This is a genomic window from Kibdelosporangium banguiense (assembly GCF_017876405.1).
Lineage (GTDB): Bacteria > Actinomycetota > Actinomycetes > Mycobacteriales > Pseudonocardiaceae > Kibdelosporangium > Kibdelosporangium banguiense.
Window position 1 is genome coordinate 2,687,309 of the sequence record NZ_JAGINW010000001.1, and the last position, 23,409, is coordinate 2,710,717.

Consider the following 23,409-nt stretch of genomic DNA (forward strand, 5'->3'; position numbering starts at 1 on the left):
TTACCGGAACGGGTTGGATGATCATGACCGAGCTGGGCTTCGGGGTACTTGGCGCCATCGAGGTGACCCGTGCCGGAAGCCCGGTCACGATCAACGGGCCGAAGCTGCGTGTCCTGCTGGCCGCATTGCTGTTGCGCGCCAACACAACTGTTTCGGTGGACCGGATCGCGCACCGGCTGTGGGGCGATCTGCCACCGGCGACTGCCAAGAAGAACATCCAGGTCTACGCGCTGCGGCTGCGGCGTGCGCTCGGCGACGAAACCGGTTCGGTGATCGAGACCCAGCCGGACGGCTACCTGATCAGGCTGCGCCCCGAGCAGCTGGACCTGCTCCGGTTCAGGTCGCTGACCGATGCCGCGCGTGACGCCGGGGACCTCGACGCCGAACTGGACCTGCTGACCGAGGCACTGTCCTGCTGGCGTGGGCCCGCGCTGTCGGACGTCCCGTCGGAATCGCTGCGTCAGGACGAGGTTGTCCAGTTGGAGGAGGCCCGGCTGCGCGCCGAGGAGCGACGCGTCGACATCAGTCTCGAACTGGGCAGGCACGGCGAGGTCCTCGGCGAACTGACCCGGCTCACCCACGACCACCCGTGGCAGGAGTCGTTCTGGGCTCAGCTGATCACCGCGCAGCACCGCTCCGGCAGGCTGGGCGACGCGCTGGCCTCCTACCGCAAGGTCCACCGGATCCTGGCCGAGGATCTCGGCATCTCACCCGGCCCTCGGTTGCAGGCCGCGCACCGGGCCGTGCTCGACGGCCCGGCCGTGGAGACCGTTCGCCCAGCGTCGCCGACGGTCTGCCAGCTGCCGTCCGATGTGGACCGTTTCGTCGGCCGTGAGGACCTCATCGACCGGCTCACCGGCCCTTCGCGACGGCGCAACGTGGTGATCTCCGGCCCGCCGGGGGTCGGGAAGACCGCGCTCGCGGTGCACGTCGCTCATCTGTCGAGGCGCCGGTATCCCGACGGTCAGCTGTACATGAACCTCCAGGGCTACGGGCCGGATCCGCCACTGACAGCGGAGGCAGCACTCGCCCGGTTCCTCGGCACCCTCGGCGTCGCGCAGGACCAGGTGCCCGCGGATCCGGAGGACCGCGCGGCGTTGTTCCGCAGCATCTTCATGGGCCGCAAGATGCTGCTGTTGCTTGACAATGCCGTCCACATCGACCAGGTACGGCCGCTGCTGCCGACCGAACCCGACTGCATGGTGCTCGTCACCAGCCGCGGCGATCTGCGCGGGCTGAGCGTCGAGCAGGTTGCGCTGGGCGTGCTTACCGGGGAGGAATCCAGGGCGGTCCTCGCTGGACTGCTGGACGACTTCCGGACGCAGGCCGAACCGGACGCGCTGGCCGGACTCGCGGACGCCTGCGCCCACCTGCCGTTGGCGCTGCGCATCGCCGGGGCGAACCTGGCGGCCAACCCGCACCGGGGCATCGCCGAATACACCGACGCGATGACAAGCACCGGCAGGCTCACCGAGCTGGCGATCGACGACGACGAACAGTCGGCAGTGCGGGTCGCGTTCGACCAGTCCTACCTGCGCATGCCCGAGGCCTGTCGCTCGTTTTTCCGGCTGCTGGGCCTGACTCCAGGGCCAGACATCTCTTCGGCCGCGGCCGCCGCCCTGGCCGGCGTCCCCCATACCGAGGCGATCCGGACGTTGAACCGGCTGGCCGAGGTCAGCCTGATCGACCCCACCACGCCTGGCCGTCACCGACTGCACGACCTGATCCGCGAGTACGCCGCCGACCGTGCGGAAACCGAGGACGGACCGGAGAACACAACCGCCGCGCTGTCCCGGTTCGCGAGCTACTACCTGCACAGCGCGGCGACCGCGGCACGGCTGCTCTACCCGTCGACGTCAAGACGCCCACTACCGGAGCCAGCCGGGCCACCGCCCCCGCTCAACACTGAACAAGAGGCGCTGAGCTGGCTCGACGAGGAGCGCTACAACCTCGTTGCCGCGATCACGTGGGCCGCCACGCACCCGGTCCTGAGCCACTACGCGTGGCAGTTCGTCGACGTGCTGCGCGTCTACTTGCAGGCGCGTGGCCACCACCTCGAAGTCGTCGCCGCTTGCACCGCGGCGCTGGAGTCGGCGCGTCGGTCCGCAGACCGCGCCGCCGAGGTCGCCCTGCTCAATGTGCTCGGCCTGATCTCGCACAACGTCAGCGAATACGACCGCTCGACCGCGTACCACCGCCAAGCACTCACCGCGGCAAGGGAGATCAACGACCTCGACGCGGAGGCCGACGCGCTGCGCAACCTCGGCAGAGACCGTAGCCAGTGCGGCGAACCGACCGCCGCATTGCAGTACTACCGCGAGGCGCTGGTCGTCAGCCGGAAGGCGGGCAATGTCGAAGGGGAGGCGCTGGCGATGAACTACATCGGCACCGCGCACACCTCGGCAGGTCGTGCGCGAACCGCTGTCCACTGGCACCAGCGGGCCGTCGACCTGGCCAAACGCAGCGGCAGCCGGGAAACCCTGTTCCGTTCGCTGAGCGGCCGCGCCGTCGCCCGGTGGTCACTCAGCAGACTGGACGACGCGATCTCCGATCACCAGCAGGTGCTGGAGTACTGCCGCGAGGTCGGCCAGCCCTTCGGCGAACTCGCGGCGCTCATCGGACTCGCTGAGACGACCTTCGAACTCGGCCGCATCGACGAAGCACAGTCCCTGGCAGGCGAAGCCCTGCGACTGGGCCAGGAACTCGGTGACAAGAGAGGCGAGGCAACGGCCCGCGAGCTCGTCGCGACCATCCACCGCCACCGCGGCGAACCCGACGCCGCAATCGAGGGCTACCTCGAAGCATTCCGCTTGGTCACAGCCATCGGCTTCGGCTACGGCGAACCGTCCGTCCTGCTGGGCCTCGCCGCGGCCTACCGCGCGATCGGCGAACCACGACGCGCCCTCACCTACAGCGAGGAAGCCCTGACCCGCCTCCGACTCGCCGGTCAGCTCCTGCTCGAACCCCAGGCACTCACCGAAATCGCCGAAGACCACCTCGCCCTCGACGACTCAGCCGCGGCCTCGGCATTCGCCGACGAAGCCGTCCGCCTGGCCGGCAAACGAGGCCAACGCGCAGCAGCCGCAAGAGCCCGGGAAGTGCGGTTGATGTGCACATGAAGTCAAGCGAGCAGCTCGGCCAGGGCGGTTCGTGCGCTCTGCAGGCTGGAGATCTTGTAGTCCAGGCCGTGCAGCTCTTTGAGCAGACGTTCGGTGACCTCTTCGCAGAAGATCAGTTCCGGGCCTGGTCCCTGGACGCACGGCAGGACTTCGCGGATGACGCTCGTGGGCAGGCCGGCGGCCAGCAGGGCACGGATGCAGGAAACTCACGCCGCTCGACAGACCTGTGCATAGAAACCCCAATCCGGAGAATAACCAACCAGTTACTGATAGTAGTTACCTGTCTGGAGCGGCGAAACGGCAAACGCATGAATCCACGCGGAGTGGTGACCCCCGATGACTCATTCCGGTGGCCACTCACGCCGAGAGACGGCAACCACGCCCATTCGACCCGAATTCAACCCAGCCGCATCCCTCACGAGTGACACCACCAGGCACAACGCTGGTCCAAGCGCAACGCGCCCAGCGCTGGTTCAGAAGAAGCCCGCACCGTGGGGGCTTGGGGGGCTCGGCCCCCCAAAATAATTCGAGGCGACCTGGTTCGCGCTGTCCGCGAACACAGATCGCCCGAGACGAGTGGGCCCCCGGGGGATCGAACCCCGAACCCGCGGATTAAAAGTCCGCTGCTCTGCCAATTGAGCTAGAGGCCCTCGCGCTTAGCGTACCGACCTGGCGCCACCGACTTTCAGAGTGTTCCTCACATGGCCATGACCAGCATGTAGGTCATGCCCAGGGCCATGACCAGACGTGGTGTCCTGGCTGGACGGCGAGCGGTCCATAAGGCGTACAGGACGAAGTACCCGGCCAGGGTCCAGGCGATGGCTGGGAGTGCCAGGCCGGGGCTGTGGATGGCCCAGGGGCCGGACATGTGATGAGCGTCATGGTGGCTGGCGGCGAGCATGTAGGCCATGGCGGCGCTGGGGATGGCTATGTCGTGGCGGGCGCGTACGAGGGCGCATGTGGTCAGGAGGCAGAAGAGGGTCAGCCAGCTGGCGGGTGACAGGGGGCCACCGATGGGTGATGACATCACTGCCATGCCTGTGCTCATGACTGTTTGGGCGACGTCGGCGGCGCGGTCCTGGTCGGGGTAGTCGGGGTGCCGCCCGGCTTTGGCCAGGCGGCGGGCGTGGTAACCGGCGGTTGCCAGGAACGCTGCTGTCAGCAGCCACCGGATCCATTCGGGGCCGGCCATGCCCCCGTCAGGAGTGGGTGGTGGCCAAGAGCGCGTCCAGCGCACCGTCCTTCACGTCGCTGACCAGCGCGTGCAGCTGGGCGAGGCTCATCTGGATGCGCTGCCCGAAGTCGTCGGTGATCACGACTCGCTGTTCGTCGGTCGCGTCGGGGTCGATCCACAGTTCCGGGCAGCCGCAGTTGCACTGTCCGCAGAAGGTGGCGATCCGCTCGAGCTTGCTCATGGTCCGTGCCGTCCTGGAGGGTGGGGCGAAAATTCCGACGAGCTACACAAGCAGAGCGGCTGAGGTGAGGACCATCGGGCAATCAGGCGATTGGGTTGCTCGCACGGGGGATATCGCTCCGTGACTGTGTGTCATGCCGGATCACAGGCCGGTTACTGACCGGTGGTATCGCGCGTGGCTGCAACATGCGTGGTGTTGACTCTGCAAGCATGGGAGCTCCGGTCAGTGCGCCGCCGACGCAGCGGGGTGACTCCGTGCGACGGATCGCCCGCTCGACACGGACCACGCCAGGGCGGCTGGGGATCATCGCGGGTGCGCTCGTGGTGCTCAGCGTGCTGACGGGGTTTGTCGCGGCGCTGGCGTTACAGATGAAGCTGGACACGATCACCGGCCTGGCCGAGCATCGTGAGCCGCTTTCGGCTGCCGCGCAACAGATCTACCGCTCGCTGTCGGACGCCGACGCGACCGCGTCGAGTGCGTTCCTCTCTGGTGGCTCGGAGCCCGCGCAGCTGCGTGAGCGCTACGAGATCGACATGGCGCAGGCCGGCGCTGCGCTGGCGAAGGCCGCGTCGGACATCGGTGGCATCGCTGAGGCCGAGAAGCAGGTCGACACGCTCGGCCAGCAGTTGCCGGTCTACACGGGCCTGGTGGAGACGGCCCGCACGAACAACCGGCTGGGCCTGCCGATCGGTGCGGCCTACCTGCGTGAGGCCTCCACGCTGATGCGGTCGAAGATCCTGCCCGCGGCCGAGGAGCTCTACCAGATCGACATCGGCCGGTTGACCGACGAGCAGGATGACGCCACCAGCTTTCCCTGGCTGTCGGTCACGCTCGGGGTCCTGCTGCTGGGCGCCTTGATCGCCGCTCAGGTGTACCTCACCCGCAAGACGAACCGGCTGCTGAATGTCGGCCTGCTCGTCGCGACGATCGCCGTCGGGCTGGCGTTGATCTGGGGCGGTGTGGCGGGTTTTGTGTCCGCCGCGGCTGTGGACAGAGCCAGGGACGAGGGTTCCAAGCAGGTGGACGTCCTGGTGCAGGCCAGGATCGTGGCGCTGAAGTGCCGTGCCGACGAGACGCTCACGCTGGTCGCACGTGGTGACGGTGCCGCCTACGAGAAGGAATGGCAGGAGCTCGCGCCCGCCATCTCCGGCAAGGGCGGCGACCGCGAACTGCTCGGCCAGGCCCGGGACATCGCCGCCGACTCGGCGATCCGCGACCAGGTGACCTCCGCCATCCAGAGCTCGCAGGCCTGGCAGGACGCGCACCGCAGGCTGCGGGAGCTGGACGGCAGTGGGCAGTACGACGAAGCCGTCAAACTGGCCATCGGGACGGACGAGAAAGGCGCGGCCGTCTCGTTCAACAAACTGGACCAGGATCTGTCCAACGCGATCCAGAAGGGCCGGGAGAAGTTCGTCGAGGCGACGGGCGCGGCTGAGAACGCGTTGGGCGGGCTGGTGCCCGGTGTCGCCGTACTCGCGTTGATCGGCGCTGGGGGTGCCTTGTTCGGGATCAGGCAACGGCTGCGGGAGTACCGGTGATGAAACGAGTCGCTCTGCTGCTCACAGCATTGACGGTATTGACGGCTTGCGGTGCGCCGGGCCGTCCGGTCGACCTGGCCATGGTGACCTCAGTGGACCGTCCCACGCCGGACGGTTCCGGCGCCGGGAAGATCAGCGAGAACAACGCGCCGGCGCCTGACTGCGGCGACCCGACGGTGAGCCTACGGCCCAACGGTCTGGCGACCAGCGACGGCTCGACGATGGACAAGATCAAGAAACGTGGCCGGCTGATCGCCGGCGTGGACCAGAACACGTTCCTGTTCGGGTTCCGCAACCCGGCCACGGGCAATCTCGAGGGCTTCGACATCGACATGGTCCGCCAGATCGCCAAGGCGCTGTTCGGCGACGAGAACAAGGTCCAGTACAAGGCGATCAGCTCGCGTGACCGGGAGCGGGTGCTGACCGACGGCGAGGTCGACATCGTGGTCCGGACCTACACCATCAACTGCGAGCGGCTGCAGAAGATCGCGTTCTCGTCGGTCTACTACGTCACCGGCCAGCGGGTCCTGGTCGACAAGCGGTCGGCTGTGAAGGGCCTGGAAGACCTGGGCGGCAAGAAGGTCTGCGCGAACTTCGGCTCGACGTCGCTGACCGCGATCGCCAAGCACCCGGCCAAGCCCGTGCCGTGGCAGGCGGTCAACTGGTCGGACTGCCTGGTGATGATGCAGCAGGGCCAGGTCGACGCGATGTCCACCGACGAACTGATCCTCGCCGGGATGGCCGCGCAGGACCCGACCGTCAAGATCGTCGGGCCGAAGCTGAGCGAGGAGCCGTACGGCATCGGTATTCCCAAGACGAACCCGGACATGGTGCGCTATGTCAACGCGGTGCTGGACAAGATCCGGGGCGACGGGACCTGGCAGCGCAGCTACGACGCATGGGTCGGCTCGCGTACCGGGGAGGCCGCCTCGCCGCCGGCCCCGAAGTACCGGGACTGAGTAGGGGGATTCCGATGGCCAAGTGTCAGACACCGGGGTGCCCCGGCCAGACCGCGTACGGCAAGTGCACCACCTGCGGCACACCGGAACCGCCATGGCAGCCGCCCCAGGAGGAGCCCGCCACCGGCTGGTTCCGCCCGCCGGACGTGCTGAGCGGGTCGCAGGCCTCGCCGCAGAAGCCGAAGCCCAAGCCGGCGGCCGATGAGGACGAGACATTCAAGATCAAACCTGTGCCGCCGCCCAGCCCGCAGACCCAGCCCGCGCCCGGCCAGTGGGGCCAAGGCCTGCCCGTGCCCGCCGTGCAGCCGCAGCAGAACATGCACGTGCCCGCGATGGACGCACCGCAGCCGACGAGTGTGCTCGCCTCGGTCGAGCCGACGCAGAGCATCGTCCCGCCGAAGCCGGTTGTCGAGCAGCCGACGCCCACCACGGGCGCCAAGCCGGTCAGCGATTCCGTGCCATTCCCCGGGCCTGGCCATGGCACCGGTTCACGACGGACAGGTTCGCGCGCGGCCGGACGTCGTGGGCTTGGCGCCGGGCTAGTCGAGGTCCCACCGGTCCCGTACCGGGATCCGACCTCTGCCGTGATGACGGATCCCGTTGTGGCAGAGAACAAGCGCTTCTGCAGCAATTGCGGTGGCGCGGTCGGCCGTGGCACCAACGGGCAACCGGGTTCACCGCAAGGCGAGTGCCCGAAGTGTGGCGCCGCGTTCTCGTTCCGCCCCAAGCTGCAGCGCGGTGACGTGCTCGGCGGTCAGTACGAGGTGCTCGGCTGCCTGGCGTACGGCGGTCTTGGCTGGATCTATCTGGCCAAGGACCACAACGTCAGCGATCGCTGGGTGGTGCTCAAGGGCCTGATCGACACCGGTGACCAGACCGCGATGGCCTCGGCCGTGGCCGAGCAGCGATTCCTGGCCGAGGTCGAGCACGCGAACATCCTGAAGATCTACAACTTCGTGCAGCAGCCGGACCCGGCGACCGGGACGTCGGTCGGCTACATCGTGATGGAGTACATCGGCGGCCAGTCGCTGCGGCAGATCGCGCTGGAGCACCACCGCACGCTCGGCCGCGCCGAGCCGTTGCCGATCGGCCAGGTGCTGGCGTACGGCCTGGAAATCCTGCCCGCCATGGGATACCTGCACAGCGTCGGCCTGTTGTACTGCGATCTCAAGCCGGACAACGTGATCCAGACCGACTCGACGTTGAAGCTGATCGACCTCGGTGCGGTCCGCCGGGACGACGACTACACGAGCCCGCTGTTCTTCACCCTTGGCTACAGCGCTCCCGAGCTGGCCGAGCGCGGCGCGTCCGTGGCGTCCGACATCTACACCGTCGGCCGGACACTTGCCGTGCTGTCGATCGAATTCACCGGCTACACCGGGAAATACCGCGACAGCCTGCCGGGCCCGGACGAGGTCCCGCTGTTCAAGCTCTTCGATTCGTACTACCGGGTGCTGCGCCGGGCCACGCACCCCGACCCGGACCGCCGGTTCGAATCGGCTGAGGACATGGCCGAACAGCTGACCGGTGTGCTGCGGGAAGTGATGTCCCTCGGCACGAACCGGCCACGCCCTGGACTGTCCACTGTGTTCGGTCCGGAACCCAGGACCTTCGGCGCCACAGTGCAAACCGATGAACGCGGTGTCTCACTGTCGGTGCCCGATCCGTCCGAAGTGGTCGGTGCGTTGCCGGTCCCGCAGGTCGACACCGACGACCCGGCCGCGGGCATCCTGGCCACGGTGGTCGCCAACGATCTGAACGAACTCGTCGAGGCGCTGGCGGTCGCACCGCAGAACTCGGTCGAGGTCCGGCTGCGGATGTTGCGTGCCCGCACCGAATTGGGCGACATCGCCCGCGCGTCCGGCGAGCTGGAAATGGCCCGCAGGCTATCAGGCAACCCGCACGACTGGCGACTGCACTGGCATCGCGGGCTGCTCGAGCTCGCCATGCGCCGCCCAGCCGAGGCCCGCAACGCCTTCGACGCCGTGTACGACGCACTGCCCGGCGAGGCCGCGCCCAAACTCGCGTTGGCCATCAGCGCCGAATACATGCGCGACTACTTCGGCGCCGCCCGCTTCTACGAGCAGGTCTGGCGCACCGACAGGTCGTACGTCAGCGCGGCGTTCGGCTTGGTCCGCGTCTACCTCGCGCAGGGCGCCCGTGCCGGAGCGATCGAAGTCCTGGAGTCCGTCCCGGACAACTCCAGCCACTACGTCACCGCCCAGGTCGCCGCCATCAAGATCAAGGCCCGTGCCCACGAGGTCACCAAGCTCGCCGAGCCCGACCTCTACGACGCGGCCCGCCGTCTCGAACGCCTCGCCCTGGACGCCGAACGCCGTACGCAGCTCTCCGTCGAAGTCCTGGAGGCCGCGTACGGCTGGGTCCGCGCCGGTCGCCCAGGCGGCGGCCAGACCGGCGGCACAGTTCTCGGCTGCGACCTGTCGGAACGAGAACTGCGCTTCGGCCTCGAACGCTGCTACCGCGCCCTGGCCCGCCTGGCCAGCACACCCGAGCAACGCCACGAACTGGTCGACCGCGCCAACGCGATCCGCCCCCGCACGCTTACGTGATCAGCCGCACTTCCGGGTGCACCGGCTTGTCGAACAACGTTGTCCGCTGCCCACGCAGGTGCAGGGCGAAGAACGCGTCGATGTAGGTCCGCTGGATCGCGATACTCCGCTGCGGGTCGATGGTGCCGATCGCGCCGGTCAGTGTGTCGTGGGGCAGTGGCGTGCCGCGGTTGATCTGGGCGAGCAGGATCTGGATGTCGGCGAAGCTCATGTGCTCGGCGGTGGGCAGGTACACATCCCGTTTCCAGCCCGTGGAGTTCGCCCAGAACGTGCCCCAGTCGTCGGAAAACGAAGTGTCCTGAGCGCGTTCCCGCATCACGCGTGCGTTGTCCACACCACGCCCCAGGCCTTCGAAGCGGTCAGGGAATTCGACCGGCCCGGTGAAGGTGTGGTCGATCGTGACGACCAGGTAACCGCGGCTGGCGAGATCCTCGACCAGCACGGTGCCCATCGACCGCGAGTTCGCGCCACCCGGTGAGTAGATGATCACCGTTCGGTCGCCGGGGATCGCAGGTGCATCGACCCTGCTGTGCGTCCGAGTCCCTGCGAAATCCGCCATTCCCGGTGTGACACCGACCTGTCCGGCGTTGTGGTCGTAGAAATCCGCGACACCCGGTTCGAGGTGCTGGGCGACGGGGCGCACCGACGGCCAGGCCGGGTACCAGAGAGAGATCATGAGCTCACGCGGTTTCGCGGACCACGGGTCGATCCTGCCGCTGTCGACCAGATGCAGCTCGGTGGTGCCGACGGGAAAGAGGCCGGTCGGGCGCGGGAGGGCAAGCCGCGCCGGAGCCGCCACGGCTGTGCCTGCCGGGATCATCAGCGCTGCCACCAGCAGCGCACAATTTTCCTTCGCATGCGGCCATGCTCGTGATTCGCGCAGGCCGCGACATCTGCCGGTCGCTGCCGGCCGGACTATCCGAAAGTCATAGATCGACCAGTCCGGCCTCGTAGGCGATGATCGCGGCCCGGACCCGGTTGGGCACGTCCAGCCGGCGCAGAATGGCGCTGACAAAGACTTTCACCGTTCCTTCGACGATGTTGAGCCGCCACGCTCGCCACCGCCGCGGGCATGCAGTCCGCTGTGGTCCACCGGCCGGCGAGATGGTTGAACACCGCGATCGCTAGCACCGGCCAAGCCCTGGCCTGCGGCGAGATCACCACAGCGGGGACAGCCGCCGCAGCGGTGAGAACAGCGAGAACCACGACCGGAAAGCAGTCGAACAACAGAGCAGCCGCACCCAGCACAAGCGTGCCGGCGATCAGCTCGGCCCAGCCCGCCTGCACAGCGAGCGGAATCATCAACGCCACGGCCGCAGGCCACAGCCTTTTCGGGCCTGCCGTCATTTGCCCATGCCAACCAAACGGCTCGTGACCGCCAGGCGGTCACGAGCCGTCCCCGCGGTCACTGCAGTGCGGACTTGCTCTTCCACTTGTCCCAGCTCACAGCCCAGTCGAAGTAGTCGAACTGGGTGTCGGACATCGGCACGCTGCTGCCGGTGACCTCGACCGGGTCGCCGATCATCGCGCTGTCGTAGTAGGTCTTGGCGTTGGCCGGCGACAGGTTCGCGCAACCGTGCGACACGTTCCGCTTGCCCTGGTCCGGGATCGACTTCTCGTAGCCGTGGACGAACTCCCCGTGGTTGGAGAACCGGACGGCCCACGGGACGACGACGTTCTCGTAGTTGTAACGCTGGTTGGTCATCGAGTACGACGCGTGCTTCTCCATCACGATGTGGATGCCGCTCGGCGTCACCCGGCCCGGGTCGGACTCGAGGCCGTAGCTGGCCGGGAAGTCGTGCACCACGTTGCCGTTCTGCCGCACGATCAGCCTGTGCGTCTTGGTGTTGGCCTCGACGCGCTGGTCCCGGCCGATGGTGAAGGTCGACGACACGTCCTGCTTGCCGTACACGCCGTTGCCGAACGGGGTGCCGTACAGCTTGGCGGTCACCGTGACCTTGGTGTCCGGCTTCCAGTACTCCTTGGGGCGCCAGTGCACCTCGGAGTCGCCCAGCCACGCCCACGCGCCCTCAGTCGGCACGGAAGTGGTCACGGTCAACGCCTTCTCGACCGCGGCCTTGTCCTTGACCGCGTTCTTGAAGTCGAGCTTGATCGGCATCGCGACGCCGTATGTCTTGTTGTCACCCACGTTCAGCGTGCCGGTCTCGGTCCGCTTCGGCTTCACCGTGGTGAACGAACCGGTGATCGGCAGCTGCTGGCCACCCGTGCCTGCGATGGTGCCCGACCACGTATAGGTCTTGCCGTAGCCGAGCTGTTCGCTCACCGTCCAGGTCTTCTTGTCCGCCGCCAGCTCGCCCTTGACGGGCTTGCCGTCCGGGTTGCTGAGCTGGACGGTCTCGATCGTGCCGTTCTCGGCCGTGACCTGGGTCTGGCCGGACGGACTGACATCACCGGCGCCGTTGGCCGGTTGGACGTTCACAGCTGGAACAGGGCCCGCTGCAGCGGGCGCCACAGCCGCGTTCGGCGCCGGCCCGGGCCCAGGAGCGTTCGGGGAGCTACCACCGTCGCTGCTGCTGCACGCGCCAAGCCCCAGACCTGCCACTACCGCGAGGCTCGCGATCAGTTTGAAACCACGTCGATTGGTCATAGTTGCTGCCCCCATCTCCACACCCATTCCGACGCAGCGCGGGGTACCGGCGTTGACACGCTGTCACTGTGACTCACATCACACTTTGGTCCGGAGTTGGGGAGAAGGTCACCAGTCGGCGGATTGTGCCAGGCAGCGCACAGATCAATACGTTCGGTAACAAGGGAGGATCACACGAACGGCCCAGTGGATAGCGAATTGAGACAGTAGTGCGCCTGGATTGCAGGCGATAGGCTCGTTCTCGCAGGCCGTAAGTTTCTGTGTTCGTGCTCCATCACGCTCGCGGAACATAAACGCGGGCGTGCTGCTTTCTCGCTGCAGTTGGCGAAGGGCGACGCCCGGGACGGCCCGGGGTTGCACGGTGTAATCCCTTGCTGATCCGGCGACGGAGGCAGATGTATGGCTCAGGGCACTGTGAAGTGGTTCAACTCGGAAAAGGGGTTCGGCTTCATCGCGGTCGACAGCGGTGAGGCGGACGTCTTCGTGCATTATTCGGAGATCCAGGGCAAGGGCTTCCGGACGCTCGAGGAGAACCAGCGCGTCGAGTTCGAGGTCGGCCAGGGCACCAAGGGGCCGCAGGCCACGAACGTACGGCCAATCTGACCTGACAACGAAGGGCCCTGGGACGCCAATGATCGTCCGGGGCCCTTCGTGTTGTTCTCGGGGTTTGCTTTCTCGGGGTTTCTTTCTCCGGGGATTAATCAGCCCTGCGGGTAGCGCAGCTGCTGTGCCTCCCAGGACAGGCGCTCCATGACCCATTCCTGAGCCAGAGCGTGCGGGGATGTCTGGCGGTGCGCGGCCAGCTCGCGGAGTTGCTCATTGGCGATGAGGGACAGGCGCAGCTGGTAGACCTCGGCGTTGCCGAAGCGGCGGCCCGAAGCGGTGGTCTCCACGTCGGCCTCTGGTGCGAGGGCGGCCAGGTAGCTCTCCAGCTCGGCATCGGGAACCAGTTCCTGCGGCTCCGGACGATGCTTGCTGTTGCGACTGCGTCCCAGTGATGGCAAAGGCACCCGGACACGATAACGGTTAGGTTGCGGGAACCTAGCGAGTGTGACCCGCGACACACCGGACGGATGCAACCCCAGCCCGTCTCGCGCGTCTGTTTCTGCTGGTCTCGACCGAACCCTGGCAAGTCGCGTGTTACGCAACCGACAATGCCTCTCGCGCGTCCTGATCATGAAGAGACTCATGGCAGGACCTGGGGCCAACTACTTGCTCACGCTACGTACAAGCCCGGTTGATCACCCTCAACCCTCACCCGATAGAGTGACCCCACACCACAACTTCACCAATCCCAAGGAACCGCAACCTAAGTCCTCACCTCTTACCCAAAGCCTCTGTTGGTCAAACTCAACTCCCTCGTTGTTGGTCAAGCCAATTAGCGACAACGCTGGTCCGTAAGGAACACGCACCGTGGGGGTCTGAGGGCTCGGCCCTCAGAAGTTACAGGGGCTGGCCGATAAGGCCCCGCTTTGAGACGAAGTCGAAAAGCGGGCATTAAGAGGCCCCCGCGCCAGGGGGAGGAACGCGGGGGCCGGAGGGGATCTCCACAGGCGCTGACCGGGGGTGTGTCAGCTCCTAGATTGTTGCATGCTCACCGTTCGGTGGCGAGACGTTCGCGAGCAAAAAATCCGGGTAACTGTTCACCCGATGTTTGCCCGGCTGGTGAACCGGTGTGTCGCCCGGTTCTTAGCGGTTGACGCCGGCCGAGATTTGCTCGCATTCGGCAAAAGTCTAGAACACGTTCTAGCTGACCAGCGCGTATCCGGCTTCTGTGACGGCGGCTTTGACGGCCGAGGGGTCCAACTGCGCGGAACTGTCAACGGTAACCGCGCCAGTAGTCAGGTCGATGGCCACTTTGGTAACACCGTCAAGTTCCGAGAGTTCCTCGGTGACTGAGGCCACGCAGTGCTGACAAGTCATGCCCGTGACGGTGTAGGTGGTGCGTGAGGGCAAGGCGAACATCCCTTCGAGGGCCTAGATACCCATAGGGGGTAGAGGTAGTTGGCGGGGTTGTGTACACAATACCGTCGACCCGCTCACCCGAATGGCCCTACCCAGAAGTCGGTCCTGCGCCTACTACCCCGTGCAGCGCGTGCCAAACGTGCCAAAGCAACTACCCACCGTTGTAGGCGGTTCACTCTGCGGGGGGCTGTGTGCAGGGCTTTTCCTCCCATAACCTCACGGCCACAGCCGAGCCGGGGAGGCGTCATGAGCGGGTCCCTCGAAGTGCGGAACTTCTTGATCCAGCAAGACACGATGAACGGGGGCAGCGCCGGCTACAACGGCGTCCCAGCCCAGCGCAGCGGCGACACATCACGGGTCACCGACGACCAGATACAAAAAGCCCGTCTGGCAGTCGCCCGCGGTGCACTGGACGTCGAGGACTGCCGACTGCTGCTCGACATGCTCGGCCTGGTCCCAGGCGACGACGGACTGCCACCAGTCAGCCGATAACCCCAGAACCTGCCTCCGGACCAGGCTCAAAGGTGGCCCAGAGTCAGATGTGACGAGGACCACCACCCCGCCCATGGGCCCCAAACGGAGCCCATGGGCGCCAAAACAGCCCAGAAATCAGACGTTTCCGCAGCTAGCGGCCGTTTGGGTAACCCGTTTTGTAAGGCCCTGGGTCGTGCCCTATGCTTCTCCTTGCTCCCAGGCGAAAGCCAAAGGGACCCGGAGCTCCCATCGTCTAGCGGCCTAGGACTCCGCCCTTTCAAGGCGGCAGCGCGGGTTCGAATCCCGTTGGGAGCACGCAGCAAGCAGGCAGTAGGATAGGCAAAGCAAGACAAGCAAGGCCCAGTGGCGCAGTTGGTTAGCGCGTCGCCCTGTCACGGCGAAGGTCGCGGGTTCGAGTCCCGTCTGGGTCGCACACGAAGGTCCGGCAACACCGCAAGACAAGCCACACCAAGTCTTCAACCAGCCGGACCTTCACGGCCAGGTAGCTCAGTTGGTACGAGCGTCCGCCTGAAAAGCGGAAGGTCGACGGTTCGACCCCGTCCCTGGCCACCTGATTGCGGTTCTTCTGGTCGCTTCGCTCCCCTTTATCAGGTGGAGTTATTTTGGGGGGCCGAGCCCCCCAAGCCCCCACGGTGCGTGCTCCTTCAGAACCAGCGCCGGTCATTTTTCGTTTGACTAGCATCGGGCGCTGCGCGCCCTCCTTTCAGGCATGAGGCGCGGGCGCCTCACAGCCTAAGGATTAGGATTTGTTTTCGTAGGCTCACAGGCTTCAATCGTTTGAGTTGCAGCTTGGGTCGTTCAATTCCCGGGGCCCAGCCAGGCTGGGGCGTCGGCCGAAGGCCTGAAAGGCTCGATTTTATACGGGGTGGAGGCGGCCTTAAGCTTGTCGGCACGGCGGGCCCTTCATGGCTTTGGCCGGGAACCCCACTTTGATCCTTGGGCCTGCCCTTTAGTCTTGACGCGGTCGCCTCAGGGGTCTCCGTGTCATCGAGCCGTCCCAACCAGCAATACCAAAGCAAAAACCCGGGAGGGTGGGGTTATTGGCGGCGGGAGGTGGGGTCGACTTTGGCGTGGGTGAGGAGGTCGACCATGGTGAAGGTGGCGGGGGATTTCGCGGGCAGGGTTGGTTTCCAGGTGGGTTGGGCGGCCAGGTAGGAGGTTGGGTCCAGTTGGAGCAGGCCGATGAAGACCTCCCCGACGATGCGGGCGCCTATTCCGGCCAGCGAGATGCCGTCGCCGAGGGGCAGGTTGAAGAGCGGCGTGGAGATGTGGGTGTCGATCCGCTTGTTCGGGCGCACGTTTCCGTCACCGAAGTTGAAGAACGTCTGCCAGCCGATGAAGCGGCGGCGTGCGCGCGCCCGGCCGCGGAGATCGACCGGATCGGGCCGGCCTTCGCCGGCTGGGTCGAAGATGAAGCCGAAGAAGGGGTTGCCGTTGTCGCCAGCGAGGTTCGCGCGGTACGAGGGACGGACCATGCTGTGGCCGAAGCGGTACACCGCGCCCTGGAACTCCACCGGCATGAAGTGCCGGTAGTGCCTGCGGCCGTGCCGGAGGATGTCCTGGGTCAGGCCGAAGCCGATGAGCTGCGGCAGGAACTCGTTGGCGATGATCCATTGGTAGTGCCAGATGACGATCCGCTTCGCTTCGGCGAACACGCGATCGGCCGGTGTGCCCTGAGCGCGCACCAGGTCGACGACCCGGTTGTGGAACAACAGGAATGCGGCCTGCAGTCCGGCGATCATCAGGTTCTCGTCGTTGCGCGGGTCGGCGATGACGGCGACCCGGTCGGAGCGGCGGGGCAGGTCCTCGAACAGGCCGCCGCTCTCCACCCGGAACTTCACGCGGTCGCCGGGGTCGTAGAGCTCCGGGTTCGCGTTGGGGCCGCCGCCGTACACGGAGTCCAGCGACAGGGTCGGGACGCGGGTGTTCGGTGACGTTTCCGGCTGCGTCGGCACACCGAGCCGGGAATTGAGGTCGAACGTGAAATCGTGGTCGATGAATTGGCCGAAGAATGTCGTCCCGGCCGTGTGGAATGGGTTGTCGAGGTTGTTCGGGCTCAGTTCCGGGTTGGTGATCAGCCGGACCGGCCCTTCCTGAAGTGGATCTTTCGCGTCCATCAGCCCGCCGGGCTTTCCCAGCTCCCGCAAGGCTTCCAGGACGCGCTGGCTGGGTTGGGCGAACGGGGGCAGCTGGAAGATCCGGCCGAAGAACCCGGGTGAGGTGCCGGGCGGCGCGGTTTGCGCGACGGCCTGGCCCGGCAGCGCGGCAGTGGCCGCTCCGGCGGTGACACCGCCGATGATTCCGCGCCGGGTGAAACGTGCGGGGTGGCTTTTCTCCGATTCGATCACACACGTGAATTGTCCATTTTCGGCGGCGTGCCGCCATGACGAACAGGTCCTGGGCGTGGTCTGCTTCCCCTAGGCGACAGGCAGGGCCGGGCGCGGGCGGAGGCGGCCGGGCAGTCCAGGGGGCCGAGTGGACCGTTTATTCCTCCGGCAAATTATTCGGTTTATGCATCGAAGTTGCGTTCACATTTGACAGTTTGCTAAAGCGCTGCTTGATCGATGGTGAATGTCACCCGGCCGAGTGGAGATCGCCGTTCGACCGAGTGAAATAGCCCGCGTGGGGGATTGAGATCGAACTGGGTGTGTCGGGAAGCTGGCTGCTGTCGTTCACCAGGATGGCTCAGACCTGCGATGCTGTGTGACCGGTACGACAGACGGCGTTGGGCCGACCGGGTGAAAAAGCCTGGCGGCGGTCACAGTGAGTCGCTTTTTCACGGGGACCCAGTTGAATGGCCGGGACGGGTCATTCGTAATGTTCAGATCGCGGTAACGAGGTTCGAAGATGGAACGACTCCCGGGGTGAGCGGGAGACGATCATCTTTTTCGCTCGCTCCAGCTGCTCGGCCTTCACAGCGTTCGACTCAGGAGAGACTTGCATGAGAGAACGGACCGGTTCAGTGCACCGCCGTGGTCGTTTTCAGATGGTCTCTCCCCGGGATATGCCCGAAACCGTCCGGCCAATGGTCGCGACCTGGGAACGCCGCTACCAGCTGGCGGTGCTCGGCAGCGACCTGGCGGTGATCATCGCGGTCGTCCTCACCGTCAACGTGCTCTTCGGCGCGGTGACCGCCCTGCACGCGAGCATCTTCGCGGTGCTGACGCTGGCCGCTGTCCTCATTGGTCTCGGTGCGTCGAGGGCCTGGAGCATCGCCGCGCTCGGCGACGGCGCCGAAGAGTTCCGTCGGCTGTACCGGGGCCTGTTCACCGGGTTCGTGTTCCTGGCCATCGGTGGGTTCGCCTTCGGCCTCGAAGGCCTGCGGCCGTGGGTTTTCCTTGCCGTACCGGCGATCGCGATGATCGACTTCCCGGTCCGCTACATCCTGCGCCGGCTGCTGCACAAGCGCCGCCAGGCAGGCCAGTGCCTGCTGCCCGTACTCGCCGCCGGTGGCGTCGGCACGGTCTCCGATCTGATCGACCGCACTCGTAAGGCGCCACACCAAGGCTGGCGCGTCGAAGCGGTCTGCACTGCGGACGGTCTCGGCCAGGACGCCGACGGCAAGGTCGACGGTGTCCCAGTCGTCGGCACGATCGAAGGGGTCGCCGAGCACGTGCAGCGCGGCGGCTACCGGATCGTCGCGGTCACGGCGGACGCGTACTGGACCCCGAAGCGCCTGCAGCACTTGGCCTGGGAGCTGGAGAACAGCTCGGCCGAGCTGGTCGTGGCGCCGGTCCTGATGGAGGTCGCCGGCCCTCGGCTGCACGTCAGCGGTGTGCTCGGGATGCCGCTGCTGCGCCTGTCCGCGCCGGTGTTCACGGGTGCTCGCCGCGTGGTGAAGGAGATCGTCGACCGGGTCGGCGGTGCGTTCCTGCTCGCCTTACTTTCGCCGTTCCTCATGGCCATCGCGCTGTCGGTCAAGCTGAACGACCGCGGTCCGGTGTTCTACCGGCAACACCGGGTCGGCAAGGACGGCAAGTCGTTCACCATGGTCAAGTTCCGCACGATGTGTGTGGACGCGGACGCCAAACGCACCAGCCTGCTGGCCCGCAACGAGGCCGAGGGCCCGCTTTTCAAGATGCGCAACGACCCGCGCGTGACCCGGATCGGCGCGATCCTGCGCCGCTTCTCCATGGACGAGCTGCCGCAGCTGTTCAACGTCGTCTCCGGCCAGATGTCGCTGGTCGGCCCGCGCCCGCCGCTGCCCGAGGAGACCGAGCGCTACAGCTCCGACGCCCGACGTAGGCTGCTGGTCAAACCCGGGCTCACCGGGTTGTGGCAGGTCAGCGGGCGTAGCGATCTGCCGTGGGAGGAAGCCGTCCGGCTGGACCTGCGCTATGTCGAGGACTGGTCGCTCGCGCTGGACGCGTTGATCTTGTGGAAGACGGTTCGCGCCGTGCTGAAGGGCCAAGGAGCTTATTGATGATCTGCCGACTCTGCGGCTCAGCCGAGCTGGAGAGCGTGGTCGACCTGGGTGCGACGCCGCCGTGCGAGCGGTTTCTGGCCGCTGGCCAGCTCGACGAGCCGGAGCCGACGTATCCGCTGCACCTGAGGGTCTGCCGCAGCTGCCTGCTCGCCCAGATCCCGCCGCTGATCACGCCCGAGGACACGTTCACCGAGTACGCGTACTTCTCGTCGTTCTCCACGTCCTGGGTCGAGCACGCCCGCAAGTTCGTGGACCAGGCCGTGGCCAAGACGAACCCGGAGTTCGTGGTCGAGGTCGCGAGCAACGACGGCTACCTGCTGCAGCACGTCGTGGCCAAGGGGATCCGGTGCCTGGGCATCGAGCCGTCGGTCAACGTCGGCGCGTCGGCGCGGGAAAAGGGCGTCCCGACGCAGACGGCCTTCCTGAGCAAGGAGACCGGCGCGAGCGTCCGTGCCGAGCACGGGCCGGCGGATCTTGTCGTGGCCAACAACGTCTACGCCCACATCCCGGACATCCAGGGCTTCACCGCGGGCCTGCGCGAGCTGGTCAAGGACGACGGCTGGGTGTCCATCGAGGTCCAGCACATGCTCAGCCTGGTCCAGTACAACCAGTACGACACGATCTACCACGAGCACTTCCAGTACTACACGGTCGCGTCGGCCCAGCGAGCGCTTGCTTCCAACGGCCTGCACGTGGTCGACGTCGAGCTACTGCCCACGCACGGCGGCTCGATCCGTATCTGGGCGCGGCCAGTGGAGTCCGAGCCGTCGAAGGCTGTCGGCTTCGTGCTTGAAGAGGAACGGAAAGCCGGGTTGCACGACATGTCCGGCTATCAGGACTTCGCCCGCCACGTGGACGAGGTCCGCCAGAACCTGCTGCGGTTCCTGCTCGGCGCGGCGGCCACAGGCAAGCGCGTGGTCGGCTACGGCGCGCCCGGCAAGGGCAACACGCTGCTCAACCACTGCGGTATCCGGCCGGACATCCTGCCGTACACGGTGGATCGCAATCCGTACAAGCACGGCAAGTTCACCCCCGGGACCAGGATCCCGATCCACGCGCCGGAACGGATCGCCGAGGACAAGCCGGACTATGTGCTTGTCCTGCCGTGGAACCTGCGTACTGAGCTGACCGAGCAACTGTCCTATGTAGGCGAGTGGGGTGGTCGGCTGGTGTTCCCGATCCCCACATTGGAGGAGGTCCGGCCGTGAAGGTCGTGTTGTTCTGCGGCGGTTACGGCATGCGGATGCGCAACGGGCTCGGCGATGACGTGCCCAAGCCCATGCAGATGGTCGGCCCACGGCCGTTGCTGTGGCACGTGATGCGCTACTACGCGCATTTCGGGCACACCGAGTTCATCCTGTGCCTGGGTTACGGCGCGCACCACATCAAGGACTTCTTCCTGACCTATCAGGAGACCGCGTCCAACGACTTCATCCTGCGCGACGGCCGGGTCGAGCTGCTGTCCACCGACATCAGCGACTGGACGATCTCGTTCGTCAACACCGGGCAGGACTCGCCGATCGGTGAGCGGCTGCGGCGCGTGCGGCACCTGCTGGAAGGCGAGGAGATGTTCCTGGCCAACTACGCGGATGTGCTCACCGACGCCCCGCTCGACACGATGATCGAGCGCTTCGAGTCGAGTACCGCGGGCGCTTCGATGATGGTCGTGCCACCGCAGTCGTCCTTCCACTGTGTGGAAATGGGCGAGGACAGCCACGTCACGGGCATCACACCGGTCAGTTCGCTGCCGTTGTGGGAGAACGGCGGCTACTTCGTGCTGCGGCAGGACGTCTTCGACCACCTGCCGGCCGGGGGCGACCTGGTCCAGGACGCGTGCGGTGAGCTGGCCAAGGAAGGGCGCCTGCTGGCCTACCCGTACCGTGGCTTCTGGCAGCCTGCGGACACGGTGAAGGAGCGGGCGGCCCTGGACGCCGCTTACGCGCAGGGCGAGCGGCCTTGGATGCTGTGGGAGAAAGATGCGGGCGCTGCGTCCTGATGTGCTGGAACGCGTCACATTGCTCGGTGCGCACTGTGACGACCTGGCCATAGGTGCCGGCGGGACACTGCTGACGCTGTGCCAGTCGCGGCCCGGCTTGCAGATCGACGCGTTGGTGCTGACCGGCGGCGGCACGCCTCGCGAGGCTGAGGAGCACGCGGCGTTGCAGGCGTTCTGCCCTGGCGCGGAGCTGAAACTGACCGTGCTCGATCTGCCCGACGGCCGCATTCCGGCCCATTGGGAGCTCGCCAAGACCGCGGTCGAGCAGCTGCGGGCGCGTACGGAGCCGGATCTGGTGCTGGCCCCGCACGCCGAGGACGCCCACCAGGACCACCGGACACTGGCCGAACTCGTGCCGACGGCGTTCCGTGACCATCTCGTGCTCGGCTACGAGATCGTCAAATGGGACGGTGACCTGGGTGCCCCGACGGTGTACCAGCCCTTGTCCGGCGAAGTCGCCGAGGCCAAGGTGGAGAGGTTGCTCCGGCACTACCCGACGCAGGCCGGGCGGGACTGGTTCGACCGGGAGACCTTCCTCGGGCTGGCCCGGGTGCGTGGTGTGCAGTGCCGGGCACGCTATGCCGAGGCTTTTCATGTGAACAAGATGATCGTGGGCTTGGAGGCGTGACGTGCGCGTACTGCTGACCGGACACCAGGGCTACCTGGGCACCGTGATGGCGCCGAGGCTCGCGGCCGCCGGTCACGAGGTGATCGGTCTGGACTCCGGGTACTTCGCACCGTGCGTGCTGGGGCCCGAGCCCGCCGACCCCGAGGGGCACCAGGTCGACCTGCGGGACGTGACCGCCGAGCACGTGTCCGGTGTGGACGCCGTGATCCATCTGGCGGCGTTGTCCAACGACCCGCTCGGTTCGCTCGAGCCGGAGTTGACCTATGACATCAACCACAAGGCATCGGTGAAGCTGGCTCAGCTCGCCGCCGACGCGGGCGTGAAGCGGTTCCTCTACGCGTCGACCTGTTCGGTGTACGGCGCAGCCGGTGACGGCCTGGTCGGCGAGGACGCGCCGCTACGCCCGGTGACACCGTACGCGGAGAGCAAGGTCCGGGTCGAAGACGACCTGGTGGCGCTGGCGGATTCGGACTTCACACCGGTTTTCCTGCGTAACGCCACCGCTTTCGGGTTCTCGCCGCGGTTGCGTGCCGACATCGTGCTGAACAACCTGGTCGGGCACGCCGTGCTGAGCGGCGAGGTCCGGGTGCTGTCGGACGGCACGCCCTGGCGGCCGTTGGTGCACGCCCAGGACATCGCGGACGCGTTCGTCGCAGCCCTCGAAGCGCCGAAGGAAGCCGTGCACTGCAAGGCTTTCAACGTCGGTACCGAGGACAACAACCTGACAGTCGCGCAGATCGCTCAGCACGTGGTCGAAGCCGTTGCCGGGTCGAAGCTCGTGATCACCGGCGAGGCAGGCGCGGACCCGCGTTCGTACCGCGTGGACTTCTCCCGGATCCGGGCCGCGCTGCCGTTCGAAGCACAGTGGACAGTCAAAGCCGGTGCGGTCGAGCTGCACGACGCGTACATCGAACACGGCCTGACACGCGCGGACTTCGAGCAGAAGTTCACGCGCCTGGCCTGGCTGAAGAAGACCGGCGGGCTGTAGTGGTCACGACCGGAGGTGCGACAGGGGTCTCGACGGCCCAGCTTCCCGCTGACCGCACGGCAGAAAGGCCCAAGTACGCCCGGTACGAGGACCTCCCTGCCGCACGCCCAGCGAAAACCTGGATCCGCCGAATACCCCCACCGCACCTCCGGTCGCAACCACTAATGCGGCCGCCAGGGGCCCGCGGCGAGGTCGCGGGCGCTGATCTCGGTGACCGGCAACGGCCAGTCGATGGCCAGGTCCGGATCGTCGTAGCGGATCGCGACGTCCTCGGCCGGGTCGTGCGGCCGGTCGATCCGGTAGCAGACGTCCGCGACCGGCGTCAGCGCCTGGAATCCGTGCAGCATGCCGGGCGGGATGTACAGGTGCGCGAAGGTCACGTCGTCCAGCCGGAACATCTCGTGGTGGCCGAAGGTCGGCGAGTCCGGCCGGGCATCGACGACCACATCGGACACAGCGCCGTGCGCGCACCGCACCAGCTTCGCCTCGCCTCGCCCGGTCCGGCCGTGCAGCCCGCGCAGCCCGCCGAGATGCGACCGGGACTGGGAATCCTGGATGAACGAGGCCGGATCGATGCCGTGCTCGGCCGCGATCGCCGCGTCGAACGTCCGCGTGAACAGGCCACGCGCGTCGTGGTGCGGCGTGGGCACAAAGAGCAGCACGCCGTCGATCGAAGTCGTCCGTACCTCCACGGGTCCATCA

20 protein-coding genes and 4 tRNA genes are annotated in these 23,409 nt (G+C 66.6%); 14 read left to right on the forward strand and 10 right to left on the reverse strand.

The genetic code is table 11. From position 1 onward, the window contains the following. The first annotated feature begins 23 nt into the window (after positions 1–23). The gene (locus JOF56_RS12860; protein ID WP_209637519.1) at positions 24–3,119 is read left to right on the forward strand and encodes an AfsR/SARP family transcriptional regulator; all 3,096 of its coding nucleotides are present in this window, start codon (positions 24–26) and stop codon (positions 3,117–3,119) included. Positions 3,120–3,696: 577 nt separating this feature from the next. Here the strand turns inward: JOF56_RS12860 and JOF56_RS12865 are convergent. From JOF56_RS12865 to JOF56_RS12875, 3 genes are all read right to left on the reverse strand, one after another. Further along, a tRNA-Lys gene (locus JOF56_RS12865) sits at positions 3,697–3,769 on the reverse strand. A gap of 47 nt (positions 3,770–3,816) precedes the next feature. Beyond that, a complete protein-coding gene (locus JOF56_RS12870) occupies positions 3,817–4,311 on the reverse strand; it encodes a DUF5134 domain-containing protein (protein ID WP_209637521.1) in 495 nt (164 codons plus the stop codon). A 7-nt stretch (positions 4,312–4,318) separates the two neighbouring features. Beyond that, a complete protein-coding gene (locus JOF56_RS12875) occupies positions 4,319–4,534 on the reverse strand; it encodes a hypothetical protein (protein WP_209637523.1) in 216 nt (71 codons plus the stop codon). A gap of 209 nt (positions 4,535–4,743) precedes the next feature. Between JOF56_RS12875 and JOF56_RS12880 the strand changes: the two genes are divergently transcribed. Genes JOF56_RS12880 through JOF56_RS12890 form a run of 3 tightly spaced genes read left to right on the forward strand, consistent with a single transcriptional unit; the run spans position 4,744 to position 9,601 of the window. Continuing rightward, positions 4,744–6,072 carry a GlnX family signal transduction membrane protein gene (locus JOF56_RS12880; RefSeq protein ID WP_209637525.1) on the forward strand — a complete coding sequence of 443 codons (1,329 nt, stop codon included), beginning with the start codon at positions 4,744–4,746 and terminating at the stop codon, positions 6,070–6,072. Beyond that, positions 6,072–7,031 carry a glutamate ABC transporter substrate-binding protein gene (locus tag JOF56_RS12885; RefSeq protein ID WP_209637527.1) on the forward strand — a complete coding sequence of 320 codons (960 nt, stop codon included), beginning with the start codon at positions 6,072–6,074 and terminating at the stop codon, positions 7,029–7,031. The genes JOF56_RS12880 and JOF56_RS12885 overlap by 1 nt, the downstream gene beginning before the upstream one ends. Positions 7,032–7,045: 14 nt before the next feature. Continuing rightward, positions 7,046–9,601 (forward strand): serine/threonine-protein kinase, encoded by a 2,556-nt coding sequence (locus JOF56_RS12890; protein WP_209637528.1) that lies wholly within the window; start codon positions 7,046–7,048, stop codon positions 9,599–9,601. On the opposite strand, the gene JOF56_RS12895 is transcribed toward JOF56_RS12890, so the two are convergent. The 3 genes from JOF56_RS12895 to JOF56_RS12905 all read right to left on the reverse strand — a co-directional run bounded on the left by JOF56_RS12895 (position 9,594) and on the right by JOF56_RS12905 (position 12,041). Further along, positions 9,594–10,433: an alpha/beta hydrolase gene (locus tag JOF56_RS12895; RefSeq protein ID WP_209637530.1), complete on the reverse strand. Its 840-nt coding sequence runs from the start codon at positions 10,431–10,433 to the stop codon at positions 9,594–9,596. The genes JOF56_RS12890 and JOF56_RS12895 overlap by 8 nt on opposite strands. A 94-nt stretch (positions 10,434–10,527) precedes the next feature. Beyond that, on the reverse strand, positions 10,528–10,707 hold the full coding sequence (locus JOF56_RS12900) for a LuxR C-terminal-related transcriptional regulator (RefSeq protein ID WP_209648215.1): 180 nt from the start codon (positions 10,705–10,707) through the stop codon (positions 10,528–10,530). A 299-nt stretch (positions 10,708–11,006) separates the two neighbouring features. Beyond that, entirely contained in the window at positions 11,007–12,041 is a 1,035-nt protein-coding gene (locus JOF56_RS12905; RefSeq protein ID WP_307855075.1) for a L,D-transpeptidase, read from the reverse strand. A gap of 567 nt (positions 12,042–12,608) precedes the next feature. Between JOF56_RS12905 and JOF56_RS12910 the strand changes: the two genes are divergently transcribed. Beyond that, the gene (locus tag JOF56_RS12910; protein WP_037265614.1) at positions 12,609–12,812 is read left to right on the forward strand and encodes a cold-shock protein; all 204 of its coding nucleotides are present in this window, start codon (positions 12,609–12,611) and stop codon (positions 12,810–12,812) included. A 98-nt stretch (positions 12,813–12,910) separates the two neighbouring features. Here the strand turns inward: JOF56_RS12910 and JOF56_RS12915 are convergent, their stop codons facing one another. Together JOF56_RS12915 and JOF56_RS12920 are read right to left on the reverse strand one after the other, a co-directional pair. Next, a complete protein-coding gene (locus tag JOF56_RS12915; RefSeq protein WP_209637534.1) occupies positions 12,911–13,219 on the reverse strand; it encodes a hypothetical protein in 309 nt (102 codons plus the stop codon). Between the two features lie 736 nt (positions 13,220–13,955). Beyond that, on the reverse strand, positions 13,956–14,165 hold the full coding sequence (locus tag JOF56_RS12920; protein ID WP_281065435.1) for a heavy-metal-associated domain-containing protein: 210 nt from the start codon (positions 14,163–14,165) through the stop codon (positions 13,956–13,958). A 255-nt stretch (positions 14,166–14,420) separates the two neighbouring features. Between JOF56_RS12920 and JOF56_RS12925 the strand changes: the two genes are divergently transcribed. The 4 genes from JOF56_RS12925 (at position 14,421) to JOF56_RS12940 (ending at position 15,218) form a co-directional block, all read left to right on the forward strand. Continuing rightward, positions 14,421–14,666: a hypothetical protein gene (locus JOF56_RS12925; RefSeq protein WP_209637538.1), complete on the forward strand. Its 246-nt coding sequence runs from the start codon at positions 14,421–14,423 to the stop codon at positions 14,664–14,666. A 224-nt stretch (positions 14,667–14,890) separates the two neighbouring features. Continuing rightward, positions 14,891–14,963, forward strand: a tRNA-Glu gene (locus JOF56_RS12930). Positions 14,964–15,005: 42 nt separating this feature from the next. After that, positions 15,006–15,079 (forward strand) — tRNA-Asp (locus JOF56_RS12935). A 65-nt stretch (positions 15,080–15,144) separates the two neighbouring features. After that, positions 15,145–15,218 (forward strand) — tRNA-Phe (locus JOF56_RS12940). A gap of 488 nt (positions 15,219–15,706) precedes the next feature. Here JOF56_RS12940 and JOF56_RS57845 read toward each other — a convergent pair. After that, positions 15,707–17,017 (reverse strand): peroxidase family protein, encoded by a 1,311-nt coding sequence (locus JOF56_RS57845; RefSeq protein WP_209637539.1) that lies wholly within the window; start codon positions 17,015–17,017, stop codon positions 15,707–15,709. Positions 17,018–17,655: 638 nt separating this feature from the next. Here JOF56_RS57845 and JOF56_RS12950 point away from each other — a divergent pair. From JOF56_RS12950 to JOF56_RS12970, 5 genes are read left to right on the forward strand one after another with little or no spacing between them, the layout of a single operon-like run. Continuing rightward, on the forward strand, positions 17,656–19,092 hold the full coding sequence (locus JOF56_RS12950) for a sugar transferase (protein ID WP_245379452.1): 1,437 nt from the start codon (positions 17,656–17,658) through the stop codon (positions 19,090–19,092). Further along, the gene (locus JOF56_RS12955; RefSeq protein ID WP_372447867.1) at positions 19,092–20,303 is read left to right on the forward strand and encodes a methyltransferase domain-containing protein; all 1,212 of its coding nucleotides are present in this window, start codon (positions 19,092–19,094) and stop codon (positions 20,301–20,303) included. Before JOF56_RS12950 ends, JOF56_RS12955 begins: the two co-directional genes overlap by 1 nt. Then, entirely contained in the window at positions 20,300–21,091 is a 792-nt protein-coding gene (locus JOF56_RS12960; protein ID WP_209637545.1) for a glycosyltransferase family protein, read from the forward strand. The genes JOF56_RS12955 and JOF56_RS12960 overlap by 4 nt, the downstream gene beginning before the upstream one ends. Continuing rightward, positions 21,072–21,719 carry a PIG-L deacetylase family protein gene (locus JOF56_RS12965; protein ID WP_209637547.1) on the forward strand — a complete coding sequence of 216 codons (648 nt, stop codon included), beginning with the start codon at positions 21,072–21,074 and terminating at the stop codon, positions 21,717–21,719. Before JOF56_RS12960 ends, JOF56_RS12965 begins: the two co-directional genes overlap by 20 nt. A 1-nt stretch (position 21,720) precedes the next feature. Further along, on the forward strand, positions 21,721–22,707 hold the full coding sequence (locus JOF56_RS12970) for an NAD-dependent epimerase/dehydratase family protein (protein WP_209637549.1): 987 nt from the start codon (positions 21,721–21,723) through the stop codon (positions 22,705–22,707). A 161-nt stretch (positions 22,708–22,868) separates the two neighbouring features. On the opposite strand, the gene JOF56_RS12975 is transcribed toward JOF56_RS12970, so the two are convergent. Continuing rightward, positions 22,869–23,399 carry a dTDP-4-dehydrorhamnose 3,5-epimerase family protein gene (locus tag JOF56_RS12975; protein WP_307855076.1) on the reverse strand — a complete coding sequence of 177 codons (531 nt, stop codon included), beginning with the start codon at positions 23,397–23,399 and terminating at the stop codon, positions 22,869–22,871. Positions 23,400–23,409 lie beyond the last annotated feature (10 nt).